This is a genomic window from Ignavibacteriales bacterium (assembly GCA_016700155.1).
GTDB lineage: Bacteria > Bacteroidota > Ignavibacteria > Ignavibacteriales > Ignavibacteriaceae.
In genome coordinates this window covers 366493-385851 of record CP065001.1, presented here as the reverse complement: position 1 = coordinate 385851, position 19359 = coordinate 366493, and the positions used below count along the sequence as shown (strand labels likewise).

Annotated in this window: 12 protein-coding genes; 1 reads left to right on the top strand and 11 read right to left on the bottom strand. The window is 37.1% G+C overall.

The annotated features are described in order from the left end of the window. Positions 1-56: 56 nt before the first annotated feature. Positions 57-893: a hypothetical protein gene (locus tag IPM56_01500; GenBank protein QQS36658.1), complete on the bottom strand. Its 837-nt coding sequence runs from the start codon at positions 891-893 to the stop codon at positions 57-59. Positions 894-1463: 570 nt separating this feature from the next. Next, positions 1464-1820 (bottom strand): helix-turn-helix domain-containing protein, encoded by a 357-nt coding sequence (locus IPM56_01495; protein ID QQS36657.1) that lies wholly within the window; start codon positions 1818-1820, stop codon positions 1464-1466. A 544-nt stretch (positions 1821-2364) separates the two neighbouring features. Between IPM56_01495 and IPM56_01490 the strand changes: the two genes are divergently transcribed. Then, on the top strand, positions 2365-3669 hold the full coding sequence (locus tag IPM56_01490) for an alkaline phosphatase (GenBank protein ID QQS36656.1): 1305 nt from the start codon (positions 2365-2367) through the stop codon (positions 3667-3669). A gap of 40 nt (positions 3670-3709) precedes the next feature. On the opposite strand, the gene IPM56_01485 is transcribed toward IPM56_01490, so the two are convergent. The 9 genes from IPM56_01485 to IPM56_01445 all read right to left on the bottom strand — a co-directional run bounded on the left by IPM56_01485 (position 3710) and on the right by IPM56_01445 (position 18917). Further along, a complete protein-coding gene (locus tag IPM56_01485; GenBank protein ID QQS36655.1) occupies positions 3710-4282 on the bottom strand; it encodes a hypothetical protein in 573 nt (190 codons plus the stop codon). Positions 4283-4435: 153 nt separating this feature from the next. Next, positions 4436-5233 carry an OmpA family protein gene (locus IPM56_01480; protein QQS36654.1) on the bottom strand — a complete coding sequence of 266 codons (798 nt, stop codon included), beginning with the start codon at positions 5231-5233 and terminating at the stop codon, positions 4436-4438. Positions 5234-5249: 16 nt separating this feature from the next. After that, the gene (locus IPM56_01475; protein ID QQS36653.1) at positions 5250-7382 is read right to left on the bottom strand and encodes a T9SS type A sorting domain-containing protein; all 2133 of its coding nucleotides are present in this window, start codon (positions 7380-7382) and stop codon (positions 5250-5252) included. A gap of 437 nt (positions 7383-7819) precedes the next feature. After that, the gene (locus IPM56_01470; protein ID QQS36652.1) at positions 7820-9136 is read right to left on the bottom strand and encodes a T9SS type A sorting domain-containing protein; all 1317 of its coding nucleotides are present in this window, start codon (positions 9134-9136) and stop codon (positions 7820-7822) included. A 317-nt stretch (positions 9137-9453) separates the two neighbouring features. Continuing rightward, positions 9454-11607 (bottom strand): T9SS type A sorting domain-containing protein, encoded by a 2154-nt coding sequence (locus IPM56_01465; protein QQS36651.1) that lies wholly within the window; start codon positions 11605-11607, stop codon positions 9454-9456. A gap of 287 nt (positions 11608-11894) precedes the next feature. Continuing rightward, the gene (locus IPM56_01460) at positions 11895-13379 is read right to left on the bottom strand and encodes a T9SS type A sorting domain-containing protein (protein ID QQS36650.1); all 1485 of its coding nucleotides are present in this window, start codon (positions 13377-13379) and stop codon (positions 11895-11897) included. A 235-nt stretch (positions 13380-13614) separates the two neighbouring features. Further along, positions 13615-13791: a hypothetical protein gene (locus IPM56_01455; protein ID QQS36649.1), complete on the bottom strand. Its 177-nt coding sequence runs from the start codon at positions 13789-13791 to the stop codon at positions 13615-13617. A 375-nt stretch (positions 13792-14166) separates the two neighbouring features. Then, positions 14167-18342, bottom strand: coding sequence for a helix-turn-helix domain-containing protein (locus IPM56_01450; GenBank protein ID QQS36648.1), 4176 nt, complete (start codon positions 18340-18342; stop codon positions 14167-14169). A 71-nt stretch (positions 18343-18413) separates the two neighbouring features. Further along, the gene (locus tag IPM56_01445; protein QQS38198.1) at positions 18414-18917 is read right to left on the bottom strand and encodes a T9SS type A sorting domain-containing protein; all 504 of its coding nucleotides are present in this window, start codon (positions 18915-18917) and stop codon (positions 18414-18416) included. Positions 18918-19359: the final 442 nt, after the last annotated feature.

Below are 19359 nucleotides of genomic sequence, written 5' to 3'. Positions count from 1 at the left end.
CTATGTGGCTCCATACCTACTTGTCCGTCTTTGAGTGATTAAAGAGGTTAGGTTGTTTAGTAATTATGTTCTTTAACATATTTTTTAAAATCATTTAAACAGGTATAAAAATCAATTCCATATACATCTTTAAATACTTTTTCTGGTTGCCAGCTATTTAATAGTTTAACCATATAATTCTGGAATTTATCCTTACCATATTGTTCATTAAGATAATCAACAATGCACGCAAATTCCGAATAGATAAAAGCTAATTTATTTTTCACATTAAGTATTGCTTCATCTTCTTTTTTTGTGTTAAAATATTCAGGATGCAAAAATGATCCTTGAGCGATATGTTGATAAGTATCTTTTTTGCTTGGATACCAGGATGTTCCCATTTGATTTGAGCTGTAAACTGCAATTCCTTCTAATAGCCATCGAGGATAAAAGAAATAAGCAGTTATAAATCCCATATGTTCATATAAAAGTGTATGCGATAGTTCGTGTTTAAGATAAATTTCCATTGATATCTCATTATCAAGTGCTTCTTTAACAGCCCAAGGTGAGACGACTAAACTACCGTTAGGATATGCGTAAAAACGTGCTTTTGTAGTTGTAAGTTGATAATAGCTATCTGCATCCCGAAAAAATATTATTTCAGGTTTGTGAACAAATTTTAGCTTATGAAATTTTTCAACTGAAGGGATTAATGAATCTAGAAATTTATAATTGTAAGCTTCGGAACCATCTTGCACGAATACGACAATGTTAGACAATTCAATTTTTTTAAAACCTAATTTCACTGGTGAATAAGGGAACAATTTACCCCACAAGAACTGATATGGTAACAATAAAAAAAGTAAGAAAAATAAAATTCCAAATAAATATTTGGATTTTTTATAATTTTTCATAAAAGATTATCCTTCAGAAATTACAACCTAACTTATAATTATCCCCACAGTATTCGGTCTAACACACCGGCGACAAGCATGTTAGATTACAACCAAAACATCTTTTTCAAATTAAATTCAAAACTTAATGCGGTCTAACATGCCTGATATAAAAGAATGTTATCCCGCATAAATTCTTACTACTTACTTCTTTCTCCTGGCTTCTGCTAAAATTATTATTCCCGATCCGCTTTCCACATACAAGCCTAACCTGTACAACTGCCTCAAAGCACTGCCCCGGGATTCTGGATAAGATAACTAGGGGCGATATAAACTCAACAGCAACTTAAAGCAACCAAAAATAAAACTCAACCATAATTTTTCTTAACCCATCAGCCCCTCTCCTTTACAAGGAGAGGGGGCGGGGGTGAGGTTTAATTAATTGGCAGTCACGCCTGTCCCTATGGCAGATCACTCCGTGACTATTCCTATATTCTAACCCTCACTTCTTTATCAAACAAAATTACATCCATCCAAAATTCTTAACTCATAACTCAAACCTGTCCGCTTGTGGCGGAATTCATAACTCTCTCAACTTCCCTCGCTCCTCTTCTCCTCAATAAACCTCTGCACCTCTCCCACCTTCTCCAGCGTTAACCCCTTCAACTCATCCTGAATAGACAACACCTTCTTTCCTCCAATCAACCTGCTCAACTCAAACCTGCCTGGCTCACCCAGCTTGCTGTCAGGCTCCCACTCAAGCAAATCGTGAGGCGTACAATTCAGCAAAATGCACAGCCTCTCCAGCTGCTTTAAATTCAACTTCTCCAGCTTACCAGTTGCAATATAAGAAGCGGTAAAAGGCGAAAACCCTGCCTTCCTCAAAAACCCGGTAGGACTCTGAATACCGCGTGCCGCAAACACAGTCTTAAAATTAAACTTTAACATAAGACATATCCTTTCCTTTATTTATTCAAAAAAAACAAATAAAATTCTCTTTTGAATGTACTAAATTGCAATCAAAATGTATTAAATGCCAATGGCAATGTACTAAATTACAATTAAAATGTACTAAACTACAATTGAATTGTACTTGTTTACAACGAAAATGTACTTAAATACAACGGAAATGTATTAAACTACAACAAAAACGTACTCAATTACAATTCAAATGTACTAAACGGCAACGGAAATGTACTAAACGTGAATCAGAATGTACTCATTTCCAAACCAAAACTCCTTAACTAATTAAGCTCAACCATTCCACCTTAGACAGACAATTTATGTTTTACAAAGTTATCCAGCACCCTGTATCCGGCATCTGGAATCCAGTATCCAGCATCCGGTATCCAGCAACTGTCTTCGGTTCTCCCCTTCATTCAGTCATTCACCAAATCAATCATACAAGTTTTTAACCGGCTATGCAGTTTTTTAACACTTAATTAATACATCATTAACTGTTAGTTTTTATTTTTGTGTTAGTTTATTGTAAATGTTTCGGGAGAACGAGATGAAAATATTTTTTGCGGCAACAGTCATTTTTCTTTTACAGTTAATTGTATATACTCAAAACAAAACGGGTAATGTAATTTTTATTCATCCCGATGGAACAGGTCTGGCAGACTGGAACGCGCTGCGTATTCTGACAGTTGGTCCTGACAGTGAACTTAACTGGGATAAACTTTCTTCTGTTGGTTTGTACCAGGGACATATAAGGAACAGGATCACTTCCTCATCAAATGCGGGAGCTACAATTCACGCTTACGGTGTTAAAGCAGACCTTAATGATTTTGGAATGACTGATGAGCAGATAACTCTTTCACGTTCCGGTAAACGAATGAGTATAATGAAAGAGGCGATGTCGCAGGGAATTTATACAGGAATAATTAATTCCGGTTCAATTGAAGAACCGGGCACAGCGGTTTTTGTTTCGAGTAATATTAAACGCGCTAACTATACTGAAATTGCAAAGGATGTAATTCAATCAGGCGCTGATCTTATTTTTTCTGGCGGTGAAGATTTTCTACTGCCGGAAGGAGTGGGCGGAAGGTATTCGACAGGCGGTAAAAGAACTGATGGATTGAATCTTATTGAGTGGGCAAAGCAGAACGGTTACAAAGTCATTTACTCAAAAGATGAGTTGATGAAAACTACTTACGATGAAAAGAAAGTGCTTGGTGTTTTTGCCGCGCGTCATACGTTTAATGACAGAACTGAAGAGGATCTAAAAGCAGCAGGGCTTAAAAATTTTTCTCCTGAAGCGCCGACTGTAAATGAGATGACAAAATTTGCATTAGAGTTTTTATCACGCAAAGGAAAATTTTTCCTCGTAGTTGAAGAAGAAGGAACCGACAATCTTGGAAACAAAAATAATGCTAACGGAAAACTTGAAGCATTACACAACGCTGATCTCGCTATCGGTGAAGTGCTGAAGTTTATTGATAAAAATCCAAACACTCTTTTAGTAACAGCGGCAGATAGTGAAGCAGGTGGACTTGAAGCAAGTGGTTATGAAATTCCGAATCTTAGTCCTGATAATCCCCTTCCAACCAACGATGCAAACGGCGCACCTATCGACGGACGTGAAGGTACCGGCACGCTTCCGTTCATATCAGCGCCCGATAAAAACGGAAAAAGTTTTCCATTCGGTATCGTGTGGTCTGCTTATGGTGATTTAAGCGGTTCAGTTGTTGCACGCGCACATGGACTTAACGCAGAAAGAATGAAAGGCAAGATAGACAACACGGATATTTACAGGTATATGTATTTAACTTTGTTCGGAGTGTGGCTGGAGTAAATTTCAATTTCACTAACAATAGTTTAGTAAAAACTGAAGTTTAAAAAACTACACCGCCGCCTAAATAAAAGATCGGTGCAAATGTCACGTCAGTATCATCGTTGCCGCCTGCGGGCTGACTTAAAAATCCTATTACCCCGAAGGGCATAATATTACTCTTAACATTAAACTGGAATTCAACACTCAGGTTTAAACCGAAAGCACTTACATCATCAACTCCGCTTATATCAGTCGACTCGACACGGTACCCAAGCTGAAGCCCCGGCTTGATCGCAGTAGAACCGGTCCCAAGTATGAATCTTGGTTTTATAGCAATACCGAATTCGTACATTGATGCTGTGTTATCGACATCATCAAAAGAAAGGCTGGAATAATTTGCATAAACTCCGAAGGCGAGTTTTTCAATGAGGTAAAAATCGATGAAGCTCTGGAGAAGGAATCCAACCTCTTTATCGATGTCCATTCCAAGATCAGCGAGACTTACTTCGCCGCCAAGCCATGCGCCTATTGCGATACCATAATCAGCATTCTTTTTTGTAAAAAAAGTTTTTTGTGAATAGAGAGTACCGCAGAAAGAAATCAGTAAAAGACCGATCAGTATAATTCGGTTCATTGTTTCCTCCTAAGTAATATTTTTTTGTTCAGGGATTAAGTAGTGTATTCAGGGTTGAATTAAATTTTTTTTTCTGACTTTTAGTTTGAATCATTTTTTATTGTCAGATCAGCATCAACAAAGGAGAGATATTATGAGTGTATCAGCATTATATTATTTTTTTATAAGCTCTACTCTCCTGTTTTTGGCTTTGCCTTCATCTGTACTATTATCAGCGATTGGTTTTTCTTCTCCAAATCCTGCAGATGATAAACGTGATGTAATTATTCCTCCCTTAACAATCGCGTCAACAACCGCTTTTGCTCTTGCCTCTGAGAGTTTAAGGTTTGATTCATTGCTGCCGTCGCTGTCAGTATGCCCTTCAACACTTATATTAATATCAGCCGCCAGTTTCATCATTTCAATTATCTGCTCAACAACGGGCATTGACTCCTGTTTGATCGTGGATTTACCGGAATCGAAATTAATGTAGAGAATTGCTTTACCGGTTTTATTCAGTTCCTCAAGAATTGCATTTGCTGTTATTTCCTGTTCTACTTCGCCTCTTTCGATAACAGTAAGAGTATAATAATCACTGGCAGCCCATACTTCAGCCCAGGTCTCAGCATTTCCGTTTTTAAGTATAAGGACAACCCTGTTATCACCCTCCTCATAGGCTTGTCCTCCCAATTTCTTAATAGCATTAGAAAAATTTCTCACGATTTTAAGAGCGCCCACTTGATTGTCACTTACATAATATATGATTGTCTTTTTTCCTTCAATTATTTCAGACTTATCAAGGTAATAGAATTCATACGAGCCGAAATCTTCGGCTGTATAGTCAGTAATATAAAATCCCGACATCCGGTTGAACATTGGATGATCTTTGCTTCCTTCAATATCCTGACCAGGACAGTAGGAAGTGAATAACAAAAGTATGAGAATAACAAAAACAAAAAATATCGCTTTCATTTATTCCTCCTTAAAACTATTTAAGATAGATCATTTTTTTTGTTTGAATGAAATCACCTGCTCTTAGTTGGTAGAAATAAACACCGGATGGTAATGTAGAATTTACAATGTACAATGTAGAATGATTGCCAGCTTCGAAATATCCGTCAACAATTGTTTCAATCTCTCTTCCAAGTACATTAAATAACTTTATAGAATTATGTCCGGCAACAGGAGATTGCCAACTGATAGTTGTGCTTGGGTTAAAGGGATTAGGGTAATTTTGTAAGAGTAAAAAATTGTCCGGCAAAACAGTTGTGGTTTTTATGACTTCAACATTTACAATTCCACCGCCATCAGTTGTATGAATAATTGTGCCTCCTTCACCGGAAGCCCATCCATTCATAGTATCAACAAAACAAACGGATGTTAATGTATTTGCAGATACACCGCTGAACTGTTGTTCCCATGTAAATCCTCCGTCCCTGCTTCTCAAAATTGTACCCGCATTCCCAACAATCCATCCATTATTATAATCAGTAAAATGAACTGAACCGAAGCTTTCATATGTTCCGCTAGGGATCTGCTGCCAGGTTGCGCTGCCATCAGTTGTTAGGAATATGCTTCCAACAACTCCGACTACCCATCCATGCATTTCATCAATAAAAAATACATCTGTGAACCTGAAATTATTTGTGGTTTCGAATATTTGTCGTTCCCAGTTTGCGCCTCCGTTTGTTGTATGAACGATTGTTGAATCCAAACCAACAGCCCAGCCTGTTGTTGAGTTTACAAAATGCACTCCGTACAACCAGTTTGGGGTTGTGCTGTTTTGAGTGGACCAGCTTGTTCCGCCATTTGTAGTGCGGATAATATCTCCGTAATCTCCAACAGCCCAGCCGTAGTTTTCATCAATAAAATGTACAGCGTTTAAATCTGAACTTATCGGACAGGTTTGGGTTCCCCAACTTTCTCCTCCGTTTATTGTATGCCTTATTGTACCGTCTTCACCAACAGCCCATCCTTCATCTTCATTTATGAAGTCAACCGAGTTGAGCGGAATTAGTGTATTGGTTTCAATCCATGTATTTCCCGCATCAGTTGTTCTTAAAAATACTCCTTTATTAATAGGAGCATAGTAGTCCCCGCCAACTGCCCATCCTTTACTTGTATTAACAAACTCTAATGAGTGAATCCATTTAATAGTTCCCTTACTCTGAATTGTAAAATCTGTTCCCGTTCCGGAGTTTTTCAGAATGAGTCCATAATTACCCACTACATACATGTCGTTTGAGCCGTATATATCATCTATATCATAGAGTGAAACATAAGTCCCTGAGTTACGTTGAATCCACGGCTCTCCGACATCGGTAGTTTCAAGAATAACACCATTTCCACCAACTGCATAGGCTCTTGCATAACCAATATTAAATACGTTATATAAATTTGAAGTTGTTCCGGTGGTTTCTGTTATCCATGAAGCACCTTGATTAGTTGTGAGTATCATTGTTCCGGAATTTCCAACCGCACGTATATAATCAAATGTGCCAATATCTATTGAAAATAAGTGGGATGTAGTTGGTGTTGATTTTACATGCCAGCTAATTCCCCAGTCAGTCGTATTCATCACATATCCATTCAACCCGGTGACCCATGCAGTTGTGCATTCAATATTATGAAGCGAATAAAGATTTCCGTTATAAGCTGTACTCTGGTCAATCCAGGTATCACCCATATCAGTCGATCTTAAAACTGTTCCGCCATCTCCGGTTATCCATGAACAGCCGTTAACGTGGGAAGTCACTGACCTGAGATTTTCTGCAGTGCTGCTGGTTTGAAAAGTGATTTCAAAAGTTCCGCCGTTATCATAGATATAAATAATTAATCCATTATCACCAACGATAAATACTTGTGTATCACTGTGCATAAAAACACAATTAAGATTTTCTTTAGTACCAAGATTAACAAGCTGCCAGGTTACGCCCGCATCTGTTGTATAAATTGCGGTTCCAAGTTCACCAACTGCCCAGCCTCTATTTGCAACACTTGCAAGAAAACTTACACTTTTTAAAGCATTACCCTGCGGGTAAGGATTTTGCCATAACCATTGTGCAATAGAATTTGATTCAAAGCAAATCAGCATTAATAAAATGTTTAGAATTTTTTTCATCTTAACCTCACTATCAGTTAATGAAAATATTTTTTGGGGGAATAAAATCCGTTGATGAGTTTTGCGTTATAAAAGTCTGCGGAAATCCGGCGGGCAAAGCATCCATCTGCTTGCCCATAATAGTTACTTTTTAGTTTCCTGTACTATGAGTCAATGAATTCTGTGCCTGTGAGATAGCGGGGATCATTATTACCAGAAAAAAGAATAACCGGGTTTGTAATAACTTTCTCATATAGAACCTCCTAATAAGTTTTTATTTATCAGGGCGTTCAGTCGAGAATAAATACAATATGATTGAGCACTCTAAATGTTATTTATTTTGGGTGGGGATCAGATTCCTATTGCAATCATTTTATTTTCACAATAGTATCGCTGAGATTGGAATCGAAAGTCTTTATTTAAAATCTTTATTGGATTAAAACTTGTCCTCCTTAGTGTTAACGAAGGAGAATCATTTTCTTAGTTTTGATAGACTCTCCTGCTTTAAGTTGATAGAAATAAACTCCGCTTGGTAAATTCTCTGCATACCAGGTTACTTCGTGAGTGCCTGCTGGTTTTTCTTTGTTGACCAGTGTTTCTATTTCATTGCCAAGAATATCGTGGACTACCATGGAAACGTGCGTGATGCTGGATACTTGATACTGGATGCTCGTTGATGGATTAAATGGATTGGGAAAGTTTTGCTCAAGTATAAATTCTGTTGGTTGAGTTGGCTCGTTGTCAATTGAGGTAACTATTTCAGAGAGTGGTCTTCTCCACACTCCGTTTTCTGTTCCAGCATATACATATCCATTATTATCGAGCGAAAGTGAGTGGATACTTAGATTAGTGAGTCCTTCATTTCTTGAACCTAAACTGTCACCTTCATCTGAGAATAGAAAGACACCTAAATCATCTGTTCCAATTAGTATTCCTTCTGAAGAACCGCTTGAACAAGATAAGCCAACCTGAGTAGTAATCGTCGATATTTGTGTCCAGGTACTGCACATATCAGTGGATATTTGAATTCCTGGCAAATTCCAGGGTCCAGACAAAATAATGTTACCGTTTGAAAAAATGCCAACTAGGTCAGAATGTCCATCAAGGCCGCCAATAACCTCCCACATAATACCATGATCTGATGAAAAGGATAGCCAGTATCCCACTTCGCCCATAGCCATATGCATTCCATAAGTAATTACATACTGATTTCTAAAATCAAATAGTGCCCCACCTCTATTATCAGAAAATCCGGTTGGAATGTTCCAGGTTAATCCGTCGTTAGTGGATATGCAGAAATAATCCTCATAACCACAACCCGCTAATGGACCACGTTGAGCAACATAACAAAAAATAATTCCAGTTGGACCAACTGATATATTATAAGGACAATATCCCCCCATTATACAGGGCAGAGAATCCGATATTTGCTCCATAATATTTGACAAAATCCACGTATTGCCATTATCATTAGAATAATGCAAAGATTTCAACTCAAAGATTCCATTCAAACCATCCTTCACAACCATAAAGATTTTTCCTGCTTGGGATATTGCCACTTCACGTGCACACGAGTCAACTATCATCGTCCAGTTAGCACCGTTATCAGTAGAACGATATAATTTTCCATCATCCTCAGTAACAGCAAAAATATTTTGGTCCTGCACAGCAATGTCTTTGAGGGTTTCACCATTAAGTCCAACTTGCACCCACTGCCCAAAGCAAATTTGTGTAGTAAGCAAAAAGAAAAACAAAGTGAATTTAAATGTTCCCATATTATGCCTCCATTAGAAGTTGAAAAATTATTTCCAAAACTTCTGCTTCGGGAGAGTGGGTTGGTGGGTCATCTTCCCAAGGAAAACAATAAATTAGATGGCGCTAACTATTGCCCTCTCGGAGTAGAAAAATATTTTCTGATTAAAACGTAGATTATTTTATTTACAATGTCAAAAACTATCAATTTGTATTTAGCAAATAAAAATTTGCATTATTCATTTTGGCCAATTCAAATTCACAATAATTTTTCAGGAACAAATCACCGCTTGTCTTCACGCTAACATTTTTATTTGATTAAAACTTGTCCTCCTTAGTGTTAACGAAGGAGGATCATTTTCTTAGTTTGGATAGACTCTCCTGCTTTAAGTTGATAGAAATAAACTCCGCTTGGTAAATTCTCTGCATACCAGATTACTTCATAAGTGCCTGCTGGTTTTTCTTCATTGATTAATGTTTCTATTTCATTGCCAAGAATATCGTAGACTACCATGGAAACATGCGTGATGCTGGATACTTGATACTGGATGCTGGTTGATGGATTGAATGGATTCGGGTAATTCTGTGAAAGCAAAAACTCAATCGGTTTTGTTGGACTAATTTGTTCATCTTCAATAAAGGTAACGCCACCATTTGAGGTGTGAAGAATAACCCCTCCCTCCCCAACAGCCCAGCCTTTTAAAGCATCGGTAAACCATACGGCATTCAGGTGACTTGTAGAACTTGCATTCTGCGTAAACCACTCATCTCCGCCATTTATTGTTTTCAAGATTGTGGAGCCAACAGCATATCCATTATTTTGATCAGCAAAATGAATTGAACTCAGATCAATATACGTTGTGTCTTCAGTCTGCTTTACCCATTCTAATCCACTGTTAGTAGTATGATATATCTTGTTACCACCGGCTACCCAACCTTCACTTTCATTTATAAAGAAAACTGACGACAAAGGTGTATAATTTGTGTCCTGTAATTGGATTGTCCAGTTATTTCCTCCATCAGTAGTTCCATAAATTGCTGCCATAGTGCACCACCATCCACAGTTCTTACTTCCAACTATATAACCTTCTGTTGCATTTGCAAAGAAGATTGAATTCATTAATCCTAGTGTATCAACTATTTGGTTTGTCCAATCCAATCCTCCGTTACTGGTTCTTAATATTCTATTTTCGGCTAATGCCCAACCATTGTTTTCATCAGTAAAGTGTAAAGAAATAATTTCACCGGCGTAACTGCTATTTGAGAGCAGCCAATCCACTCCGCTATTTGTTGTGTAAAATATTTTGCCCTCACCACCTGCTGTCCAACCTTTATCTGAGTTCATAAAATATATCGTATTCAATCGTCCATCCCAGTTAATTATCCGGGATTCCCAATTAATTCCTCCATCAGTAGTTTTAATTACTTTACCATCAACATTACTTCCATCTTCTCCAACCGCCCATCCATTATTAGCATCTATAAAGCATACTGATTTGAGACTTCTTATTGTCTCCTTAGTTAAATTAATCCAATTAAATCCACTGTCCGTAGATTTAAGTATTGTACCAAATTCACCAACAACCCAACCATAAAATCTATCCACAAAATCCACTGAAGCCAGGTTATTGCTCGTACCTGTTATTTGTGCGTACCAATAATCTCCACTGGTCCAACTTCTATAAATTTTTCCATTAGAACCAGCCATCCATCCACATAAGGTGTCATAGAAATCCACTCCGTTTAGCGGCTCATCAAAAATGTAAGGATGAGATGGATCACCTTCGTCCCACCCGCCATTTATTAATCTGGCTGATCGGCCTTGCATTGTGCTTCTTACCAGACTTGCCGTCCAGCCAATTTCCCGGTTTATAAAAAATACATCAAGAACACATAAACCAATCGCTGGAAGTTGAACCCAGTTAAGACCTCCGTCTGTTGTAGCAAATTTTGCATATCCGTCTCCATATGCCCAACCATAAAGGGAATCAACAAAATGGACAGAATAAAAACCATCACTCATAAGTGCACTGGTAATAAAAGGAACCCAATCCGCTCCTCCATTACTTGTTCTCAATATTACTTCACGGTTATAGTCAAAACCACCAACTACCCAACCTAAATTTGCATTGTGAAAATGTACAGATCGTAAATAGTATGGTGAACCACCACTAATGCTTTCCCAATTCAAACCGCCATTAGTTGTTCGCAGAATTGTCTCACCCCCAACACACCATCCGTTATTTATATCACTGAAGTGAACAGAACCTAGACCTTGACTTGTCCCACTTTTCTGATTTATCCATTCGCTTCCACCATCAGTTGTTTTAAGTATAGTTCCAGCATCACCAACTACCCAACCAGTATAACGGTCAATAAATTTTACAGAGCTTAAAGAATTAGTCTGCGGAAAATTATCTTGTCTAAACCACTGCCCAAAGCAAATTTGTGTAGTAAGCAAAAAGAAAAACAAAGTGAATTTAAATGTTCCCATATTATGCCTCCATTAGAAGTTGAAAAATTATTTCCAAAACTTCTGCTTCGGGAGAGTGGGTTGGTGGGTCATCTTCCCAAGGAAAACAATAAATTAGATGGCGCTAACTATTGCCCTCTCGGAGTAGAAAAATATTTTCTGATTAAAACGTAGATTATTTTATTTACAATGTCAAAAACTATCAATTTGTATTTAGCAAATAAAAATTTGCATTATTCATTTTGGCCAATTCAAATTCACAATAATTTTTCAGGAACAAGTCACCCCTCGTCTTTACACTAACATTTTTATTTAATCAATAGCATCTTCTTTACATCAGTAAATTCACCAGCTTTTAATTGATAGAAGTAAACACCGGATGGTAAGCTTTCTGCATTCCATCTTAGCTCATAATTGCCGACAGGCTTCTCTTCGTTTACTAATGTTTCTATTTCATTTCCCAATACATCAAAAACTTTAAGAGTCACATGTAGAGACGGGGCATGCCCCGTCTCTACAGAAGGGATAGAAAATTTTATTTTTGTCACAGGATTAAATGGGTTCGGAAAATTTTGTTCAAGATATAATTCTGCAGGAATAACATTTTCAACTTCAACTGTCCCTGAATATCTTATACCGCCGTCATTGTCAATTTGTTTTAACCTGTAGATAAGTTTCCCGGTCGCATTTTTTTTATCATAAAAAGAATAAGATTTAAGTGTGTTGGAATTTCCGTTCCCCAAAATAAATCCGATACTTTCCCATTCCTCTCCTGTCAGATCCATTGAAGCTTTAAATCTCTGAACTTCAAAACCATAATTATCAACTTCCGTTCTCGTTTCCCATATAAGCTTCACTGCATTATTTTCCCATGCTGCAGTGAACGAATTCAACTCAACCGGTAATGGATTAGTACCATCATAAAGACTTGTACCGTACGACTGGGGAGTAGCAAAGTTCAACAAATCTCCAACCGTCGGTGCAATGTCTATCTGATAGTGAATATCAGAGTTTACCAAACCGGGAGTTACATTCCGCCCTATTGCCAACAGCATAATGTGCTCGCATCCATCGCAGTCATCTCCATGATCAGTAAAGCCGCCGTTGGAATCGTCATGTCTTCCATGATCATTTGTGACAAATAAAGTTGTGTTTGTTGAAGTGTAACCATGATTACCCGACTGAATACGCTGCCAAAGTTCATAAACAAGGCTATCAGCCCCGGTAAGTGAGTTCACATAATCATCCCAAATACCGGAGTGCCCGCTAATATCAGTTGAAGGAAAATTTACAATTATTAATCTCGGGCTGTAAGTGTCCATTACCGAAATCAAATTACTATAAACTTCTTCGTCATTTAACGTCGAGCAGTTAGTTGAAGCCTGGTATAAACTGCCATAATCTGAATCGGTACTGTACGAAAGAACATTTAATTTTGTTTTACCGGCTAAAACATAATTTTCTGTTAGCGTGCTGTTAAGTTCCTTCCGGAAGTATTCAAACACTGTTGGTTTGTCTGGTCGTTCAGAACCATCATTGGCAATTTGCTGCCAGGTTCCGGTCAGCATTGAGGAATGACCGGGGTTGGTTTCGGTTTTTCCTTCCTGGGCTATTCTAAAGTTTGTAAACAGGCAACCACCAGGTCGCATATCATCATAAAGATGCGGAATATACGTGTTACCTCCGCCGAAGGTTTCACTATATCTTGCGCCATCAATAACAACTATGATCACATTCTGCGCACAGATTAAGGTTGAACAGAGGCACAAAAGAATAAAAATCTTTTTTGTCATTTTATTGCTATCGAATGTTCATACGGTTGGTTCACTGTAAATGTACATAATAATTCTGAGAGTCTCATTAATCACAAATCAAAAAATTATTAATAAAAATGTCGGCTCGGTATTAAATGCGTAGTAAATGAATTGACCTGATGCTTTTAAATTTTACAGCTTCGCCGCATAACTCACAGCAATATCTTCTGCAGACAGAAAATGTTGTCGTATTCCGCAGTTGAAATTATCCGGATTAATTTTTTCCCCGATCTGCAACCTGAAATCCGGGTGCTTCATAATTTAATTTTTGATTTTCCCGGCTTTCAGTACCAAACAATGATAACAGTAATAGGATCAGCAGTATCAGGTAAATTATTCTGTAAAAGTGGTTGTAAAGTTTTTCAGTAATATTTGCGGTTATTGAGCTCATTAGTTATTTGCTGCCATAATTATTTTAAAGATTATCAACATGAATGAGATAGTAATAAGTATTATTAAAGCGTAAACCATAAGAGATAAAAACTTTGCCTTCTTTTTTTTGTGTGCAAATAAATTTTCCGGAGACTCAGTTTTAGCAGGTTTTTGAAATTGAAGGTGAGTCATTTTATGTGTTTGTTTAATGACCATTGAAATGGAATAGAATTTTAAGTCAGTTATTTTTTACGGAAGGAAATGTATTAAAAAGCCGCAGCAGCGAATTGCTGTTTGCTGCCAGAGTTTTGCTGTTTTGTGACGAAATGAAATGAAGAGTTGATTTTTTATTAAATAGAATAATTTTTCTGGAGAGTGATTAAATATTCAATAATCATCCCTGGTGATTCAGGCTGTCGCCCGAATTATTTTTATAGAATTCTGATGGAAGCGAATGAAAATGTTTTTTGAATGCTCTTGAAAACTGGGCTGGACTTTCAAACCCGATCTCATACGAAATCTGAGTTACACTTAGATTATTTTCCAGCAGCAATTGCGCTGCTTTTTTCAATCTCATTATCCTGATAAACTCTCCGGGACCATGACCGGTAATGGCAATTAATTTTCTATGCAATTGCCGCCTGCTTACAAACAATTCCCTTGCTAATAATTCAGAGTTAAATTTATTATCCGTCAGATTTTTTTGAACAGACTGCGTTACCTTTTTTATAAATTCTTCATCAACACTATTTTTTACAAGCTGGTGGGGCTGAATATTCAGATCATTGCTGAATTTATCGTGCAGATGTTTTCTTTGCTCTACAAGATTTTTAATTCTTACAGCAAGTTCTTCATATCTGAACGGCTTTACAACGTAATCATCAGCGCCTGTTTCAAGACCTTCAATTTTATTTTCCTCCGAAGCTTTAGCCGTGAGCAGTATTACAGGAATATGACTCGTCTGCCAGTCTGTTTTGATTTTTTTACAGAACTCCAACCCCGATGTTCCCGGCATCATTATATCACTCAGTATAAGTTCCGGCATATTATTGAATGCCAGCTCAATCCCTTCATCTGCTGTTGAAGCTGACAAAATATTGTAGTCATGTTTAAACAGATCAATTAAATAGTTGCGCGTATCATTAGAATCTTCAACTATTAATATTGAAGGTTTTATTTTTTCAGTATCTTCTTCGTTATCAAGTTCACTAATATGTTCATCATGTTCTGAGTTAATTGGAATATCGGAATATTCATCCGTTTCTGATTCCGTGTTTGTTTGAACAGATGCTGCTCTTTCAAGAGTCATGGTTAATCTGAATGTCGTACCTTCATTCTCCTTACTCTTAACAGAAATTTCCCAGTTCAACAAGTTGACAAGTTCTTTCACTAAAGCCAGACCGATTCCTGAGCCGCTTACACTTTTATGCAGCTCAGTATTCATCTGGAAAAACCTGTCGAATATCTTTGAGCTAAATTGATCCGGTATTCCAATTCCATTATCTATTATTTCAATCATCACATTGGAATTATTGTCAGCGTTATCGCAGTTTATGATTACCTGTATTCTGCCTCCTGCCGGTGTAAACTTAAATGCGTTACTTAAAAGGTTATTAATAATTTTTTCCAGTTTATCTCTGTCAATGAGAACTTCAAGATTATCAACGTTTGCTTCAAACTTAAGAGTAATAAATTTCTGTTCTGCCAGTGGAATAAAAGAATATGTAAGTGTCTTAAGTAAACTTATCAACTCCTGCCTGCTATTAATTACAGGTATGCTTTTAAAGTCCAGCCTGGAAAGCTCAAGAAGTTGTTCAATAAGTTCCTGGAGTTTCTCAGTGTTATTCAAAATTACTTTATAGTAGTGATGAAGATTTTCTTTAATCTTCCCGCTAAGTATCTGCTCAAGCGGACCTTTTATTAATGTAAGAGGAGTTCTGAATTCATGAGAAAGGTTTGCAAAGAAACGAGATTTAAGACTTTCAATTTCTCTTAGATGATGTGATTCAATCTCCTGCATTCTAAGTTCGTTCTGTAATTTTGTGCGGTACGACTGGAACTTCACAATACCCCATATACCAATTACTATAAACAGGAAGTATAATGCTAAAGCCCAGTTTGTTTGCCACCATGGCGGTATGATTGTAATTTTCACCTGACGAATATTATTTCCCCAAACACCATCTGAATTAGTTGATCTGACTTTAAATATGTACTCACCTGGATTTAAATTTGTATAAGTGACAAACCTTCTTGATCCGCTATAGATCCATTCCTTATCAAAACCTTCCATTATATATGCATACTGTATTGAGTGGGGTGAATAAAAATCCAGTGCAGAAAATTCAAATGAAAAAACATTTTGTGAGTGAGCCAGTTCAATCTCATCCGTAAAAAGTATACTCTTCTCTAAGACTGAATTTTCGTCAGGCATAACTGACAGGTTAAAAATCTGGAAATCAGTTATTGTTAGAGATGGAAGAGTGGAAGACAATTTTATACTCCCCGGATAAAAATAGTTAAGCCCCGCTGTGCTTCCCATTAATAAAATATCATCATCAACAGAAACAGATGCTGCGGGGTTTATGTCAGCATTTAAAATTCCATCAGAGTTACTGAAATTTTTGAATTCCTCTTTCTTAACGATGAATAAGGATATACCTGAACTTGTTCCAAGCCACAGGTTGCCTTCTGAATCTTCCTTTATACTTTTTACAGAATTATCTGCCAGTCCGTCTTTAATAGTATAATGTCTGATTGATGCATCATTTAACATTTCCGAAAACTGTCCCGAGCTTTTCAATTCAATCCTGTAAAGACCATTGTTAGTTCCTGCCCATAATACCGGGCGGGAATTTTGCTTTCCCTTCCGGCTGAATGATGATTCAATAAAATCATAAATACAATTGTTATTGATTATGGAACCTTCACCTGTAAACTGATAAAACTTTTCATTGACTTCATCAAACAGATTCAGACCTCCGCCATCCGTTCCTATCCATAACTTTCCTTCACTGTCACGAAAGATCGTCCAGACGTCATCATAACTTATACTGTTTGACTGATATGAATTTTTAAACCAGCGTTTAAAACTTTTATCCTTAATGGAATACTTACCCAGACCAACACCCCAGAAACCAATCCAGATGCAGGAATCACCATCAGTAAAAACAGCTTTGTTAAACTCGTTTGCAAGCGATAATGATTTTCTGTCTTTTAAAGGAATTTTAGTCAGGTGATTTGTTTTTAAATCAATTTTATAAAGTCCGCTGCCGTAAGTGCCAATCCAGATATTTTTATCCGTGTCCGCACTAAGTGACCATATGTTTAGTCCGGTTGTCTGCGAATGTTTAATGAATTCTAACTGATCCTGCCTGATGACTGAATAGTAAAGCCCGTCATCTGTACCGCACCATATTGAATTTTCAGGACCTTTAATTACAGCTTTGATGTTCCGGTTTTTAAGTGATGATGTGTTAACAGAGTATCCATCAGGATGAATGTCAACATTAAATTTTAGAATGGTTTGTGATGTATAATTTATCCCGTTGACGGATGCAGCCCATAATGTTCCGGAATTATCTTTAAGTATCCTGTGCAACTGGTTGCTGGATAGATTTCCGTTCAATCTCTTTTCTGAAGTAAATCTTTCAAACTTGTTATCTGTTATGTTGAGTTTTATCAACCCCGCATATGAATCAATCCAGAGAACCGTGTCCCTGTCTATCACCTCTTCAATTACTGAACCTGCGCCTGTACCAAATTGAAGATTATTTTTATTGGGAATATTATACCGGGAGAATTTGTTGTCATAAATATTATAACTGCTCAATCCGTTTGCTGTGCCTATCCATATTAAACCGGGGTCAAGTGTCGACTGTGTCAGGTACCATACTATATTGTCACTAATTGAGTTTGAATTGCCGGGCAGAGAAAAATATTTTTCAAACTTGTCTATTGATCTGCTAGGATTAAATTTATTCAATCCATTATATGTGCTGATCCAGATGTTTCCGGTTTTATCTTCGAGAATACTTGAAACGTAATTATTGCTGAGTGAATTTTTATCTTCAGGTTTATGATACCAGTGATCTATCTTCTCAGTGATTGTGTTAAACTTATACAGCCCGCCTCTGTATGTACCGATCCAAATATTATTTTGATTGTCTTCCATTAGAAATGTGATGGCGTTCGTTTCCAGTTGTTCCGACCTGATCCGCCATTTCCGGAAATTATTTTTTACGGGGTCATAACAATTAAGCCAACCGTTTCGTGTACCGATCCATATATTGCCTTTTGAGTCTTCTCTCAGGGACCAAATAGAATTATCAGAGATTGAATTTTTATTTGTAGGATCGTGCCTGAAAATTTTAAACTCGTATCCATCGTAACGGTTCAGCCCGTCTTCAGTGGCAAACCATAAGAAGCCGGTTTTATCCTGAACCAAATCATAAACAGTATTGTTTGATAATCCGTTTTCGGTCGTCAGATATTTAAAGGAGAGAGTCTGCGCAAATTGAAGCGTATAGTTACAAGAAATGATTACAAGTGTAAGCAACACCGTTTTCATTAAACTATAGGATAGAAATTATTTTACAGTATCAAATTAAAAAAGAATAAGAGCCTGTTATTTTATAATGATTACTTCATCAATATCATCTTCTTTGTTTGAATATAATCTCCTGCTTTTAATTGATAGAAATAGATGCCGGATGCTGGATACCTGATACTGGATGCCGGATTAAATTCAACTTCATATTCTCCCGCAGGTTTTTCTTCATTAATAAGAGTTGCAATTTCGTTTCCCAATACATCATATACTTTCAGACTTACTTCTCGCATCTCGCTTCTTACATCTAACGGAATGGTATATCGTATGGTCGTACTTGGATTAAACGGGTTTGGATAGTTCTGATCTAAATAAAATTTTCCCGGTGAAACAGATTCTTCAATTTCAATATCTGTTACTCTGTTTACACTGCGGTACATTCCGTAGTAATCGAGTCCGGCAAATAGATAACCATCATTTGATGCGAGCAGACTTAGTACATACCTGTCTTCTCCCATACCTGTATTTATCAAGCCCCAATTTTCACCACCGTTGGTGGATCTGTAAACCCAGTAACCTCTTGTCCCTGCAAACATTGATCCGCCTGGTGTTATTAAGAGACAACTGTATTCAGGTCCGGCTCCGGTTTTATTAACCCAGCTAATACCGTCGTCCGTGGATTTGTAAATTCCATAACCAAGTGTCGATAAAAATATTTCATTTTCATTTTTAACAACAAGATCACTTGAAGTTGAATTGACAAGACCGTTTGTCGTAGTGTTCCATGCAGCGCCATCATTATCAGAGTAAAAAACTTTTCCATATCCGGCAGCAAGTATTCTTCCGTTACTAAGTTTTATAATTGAATACACATTTTCAGCAAGGTTGAAAATCTGATTCCACGTTGCACCGTTATCGGTTGATCTGAAAATTCCACCTGATGTTTCATAATAATTTAATCCGACATATATGTATTCATCTTCGTCAACATAAATACAATGCATTGCTGTCTGTGCCTCCCAGACCCTATTCCAGGTA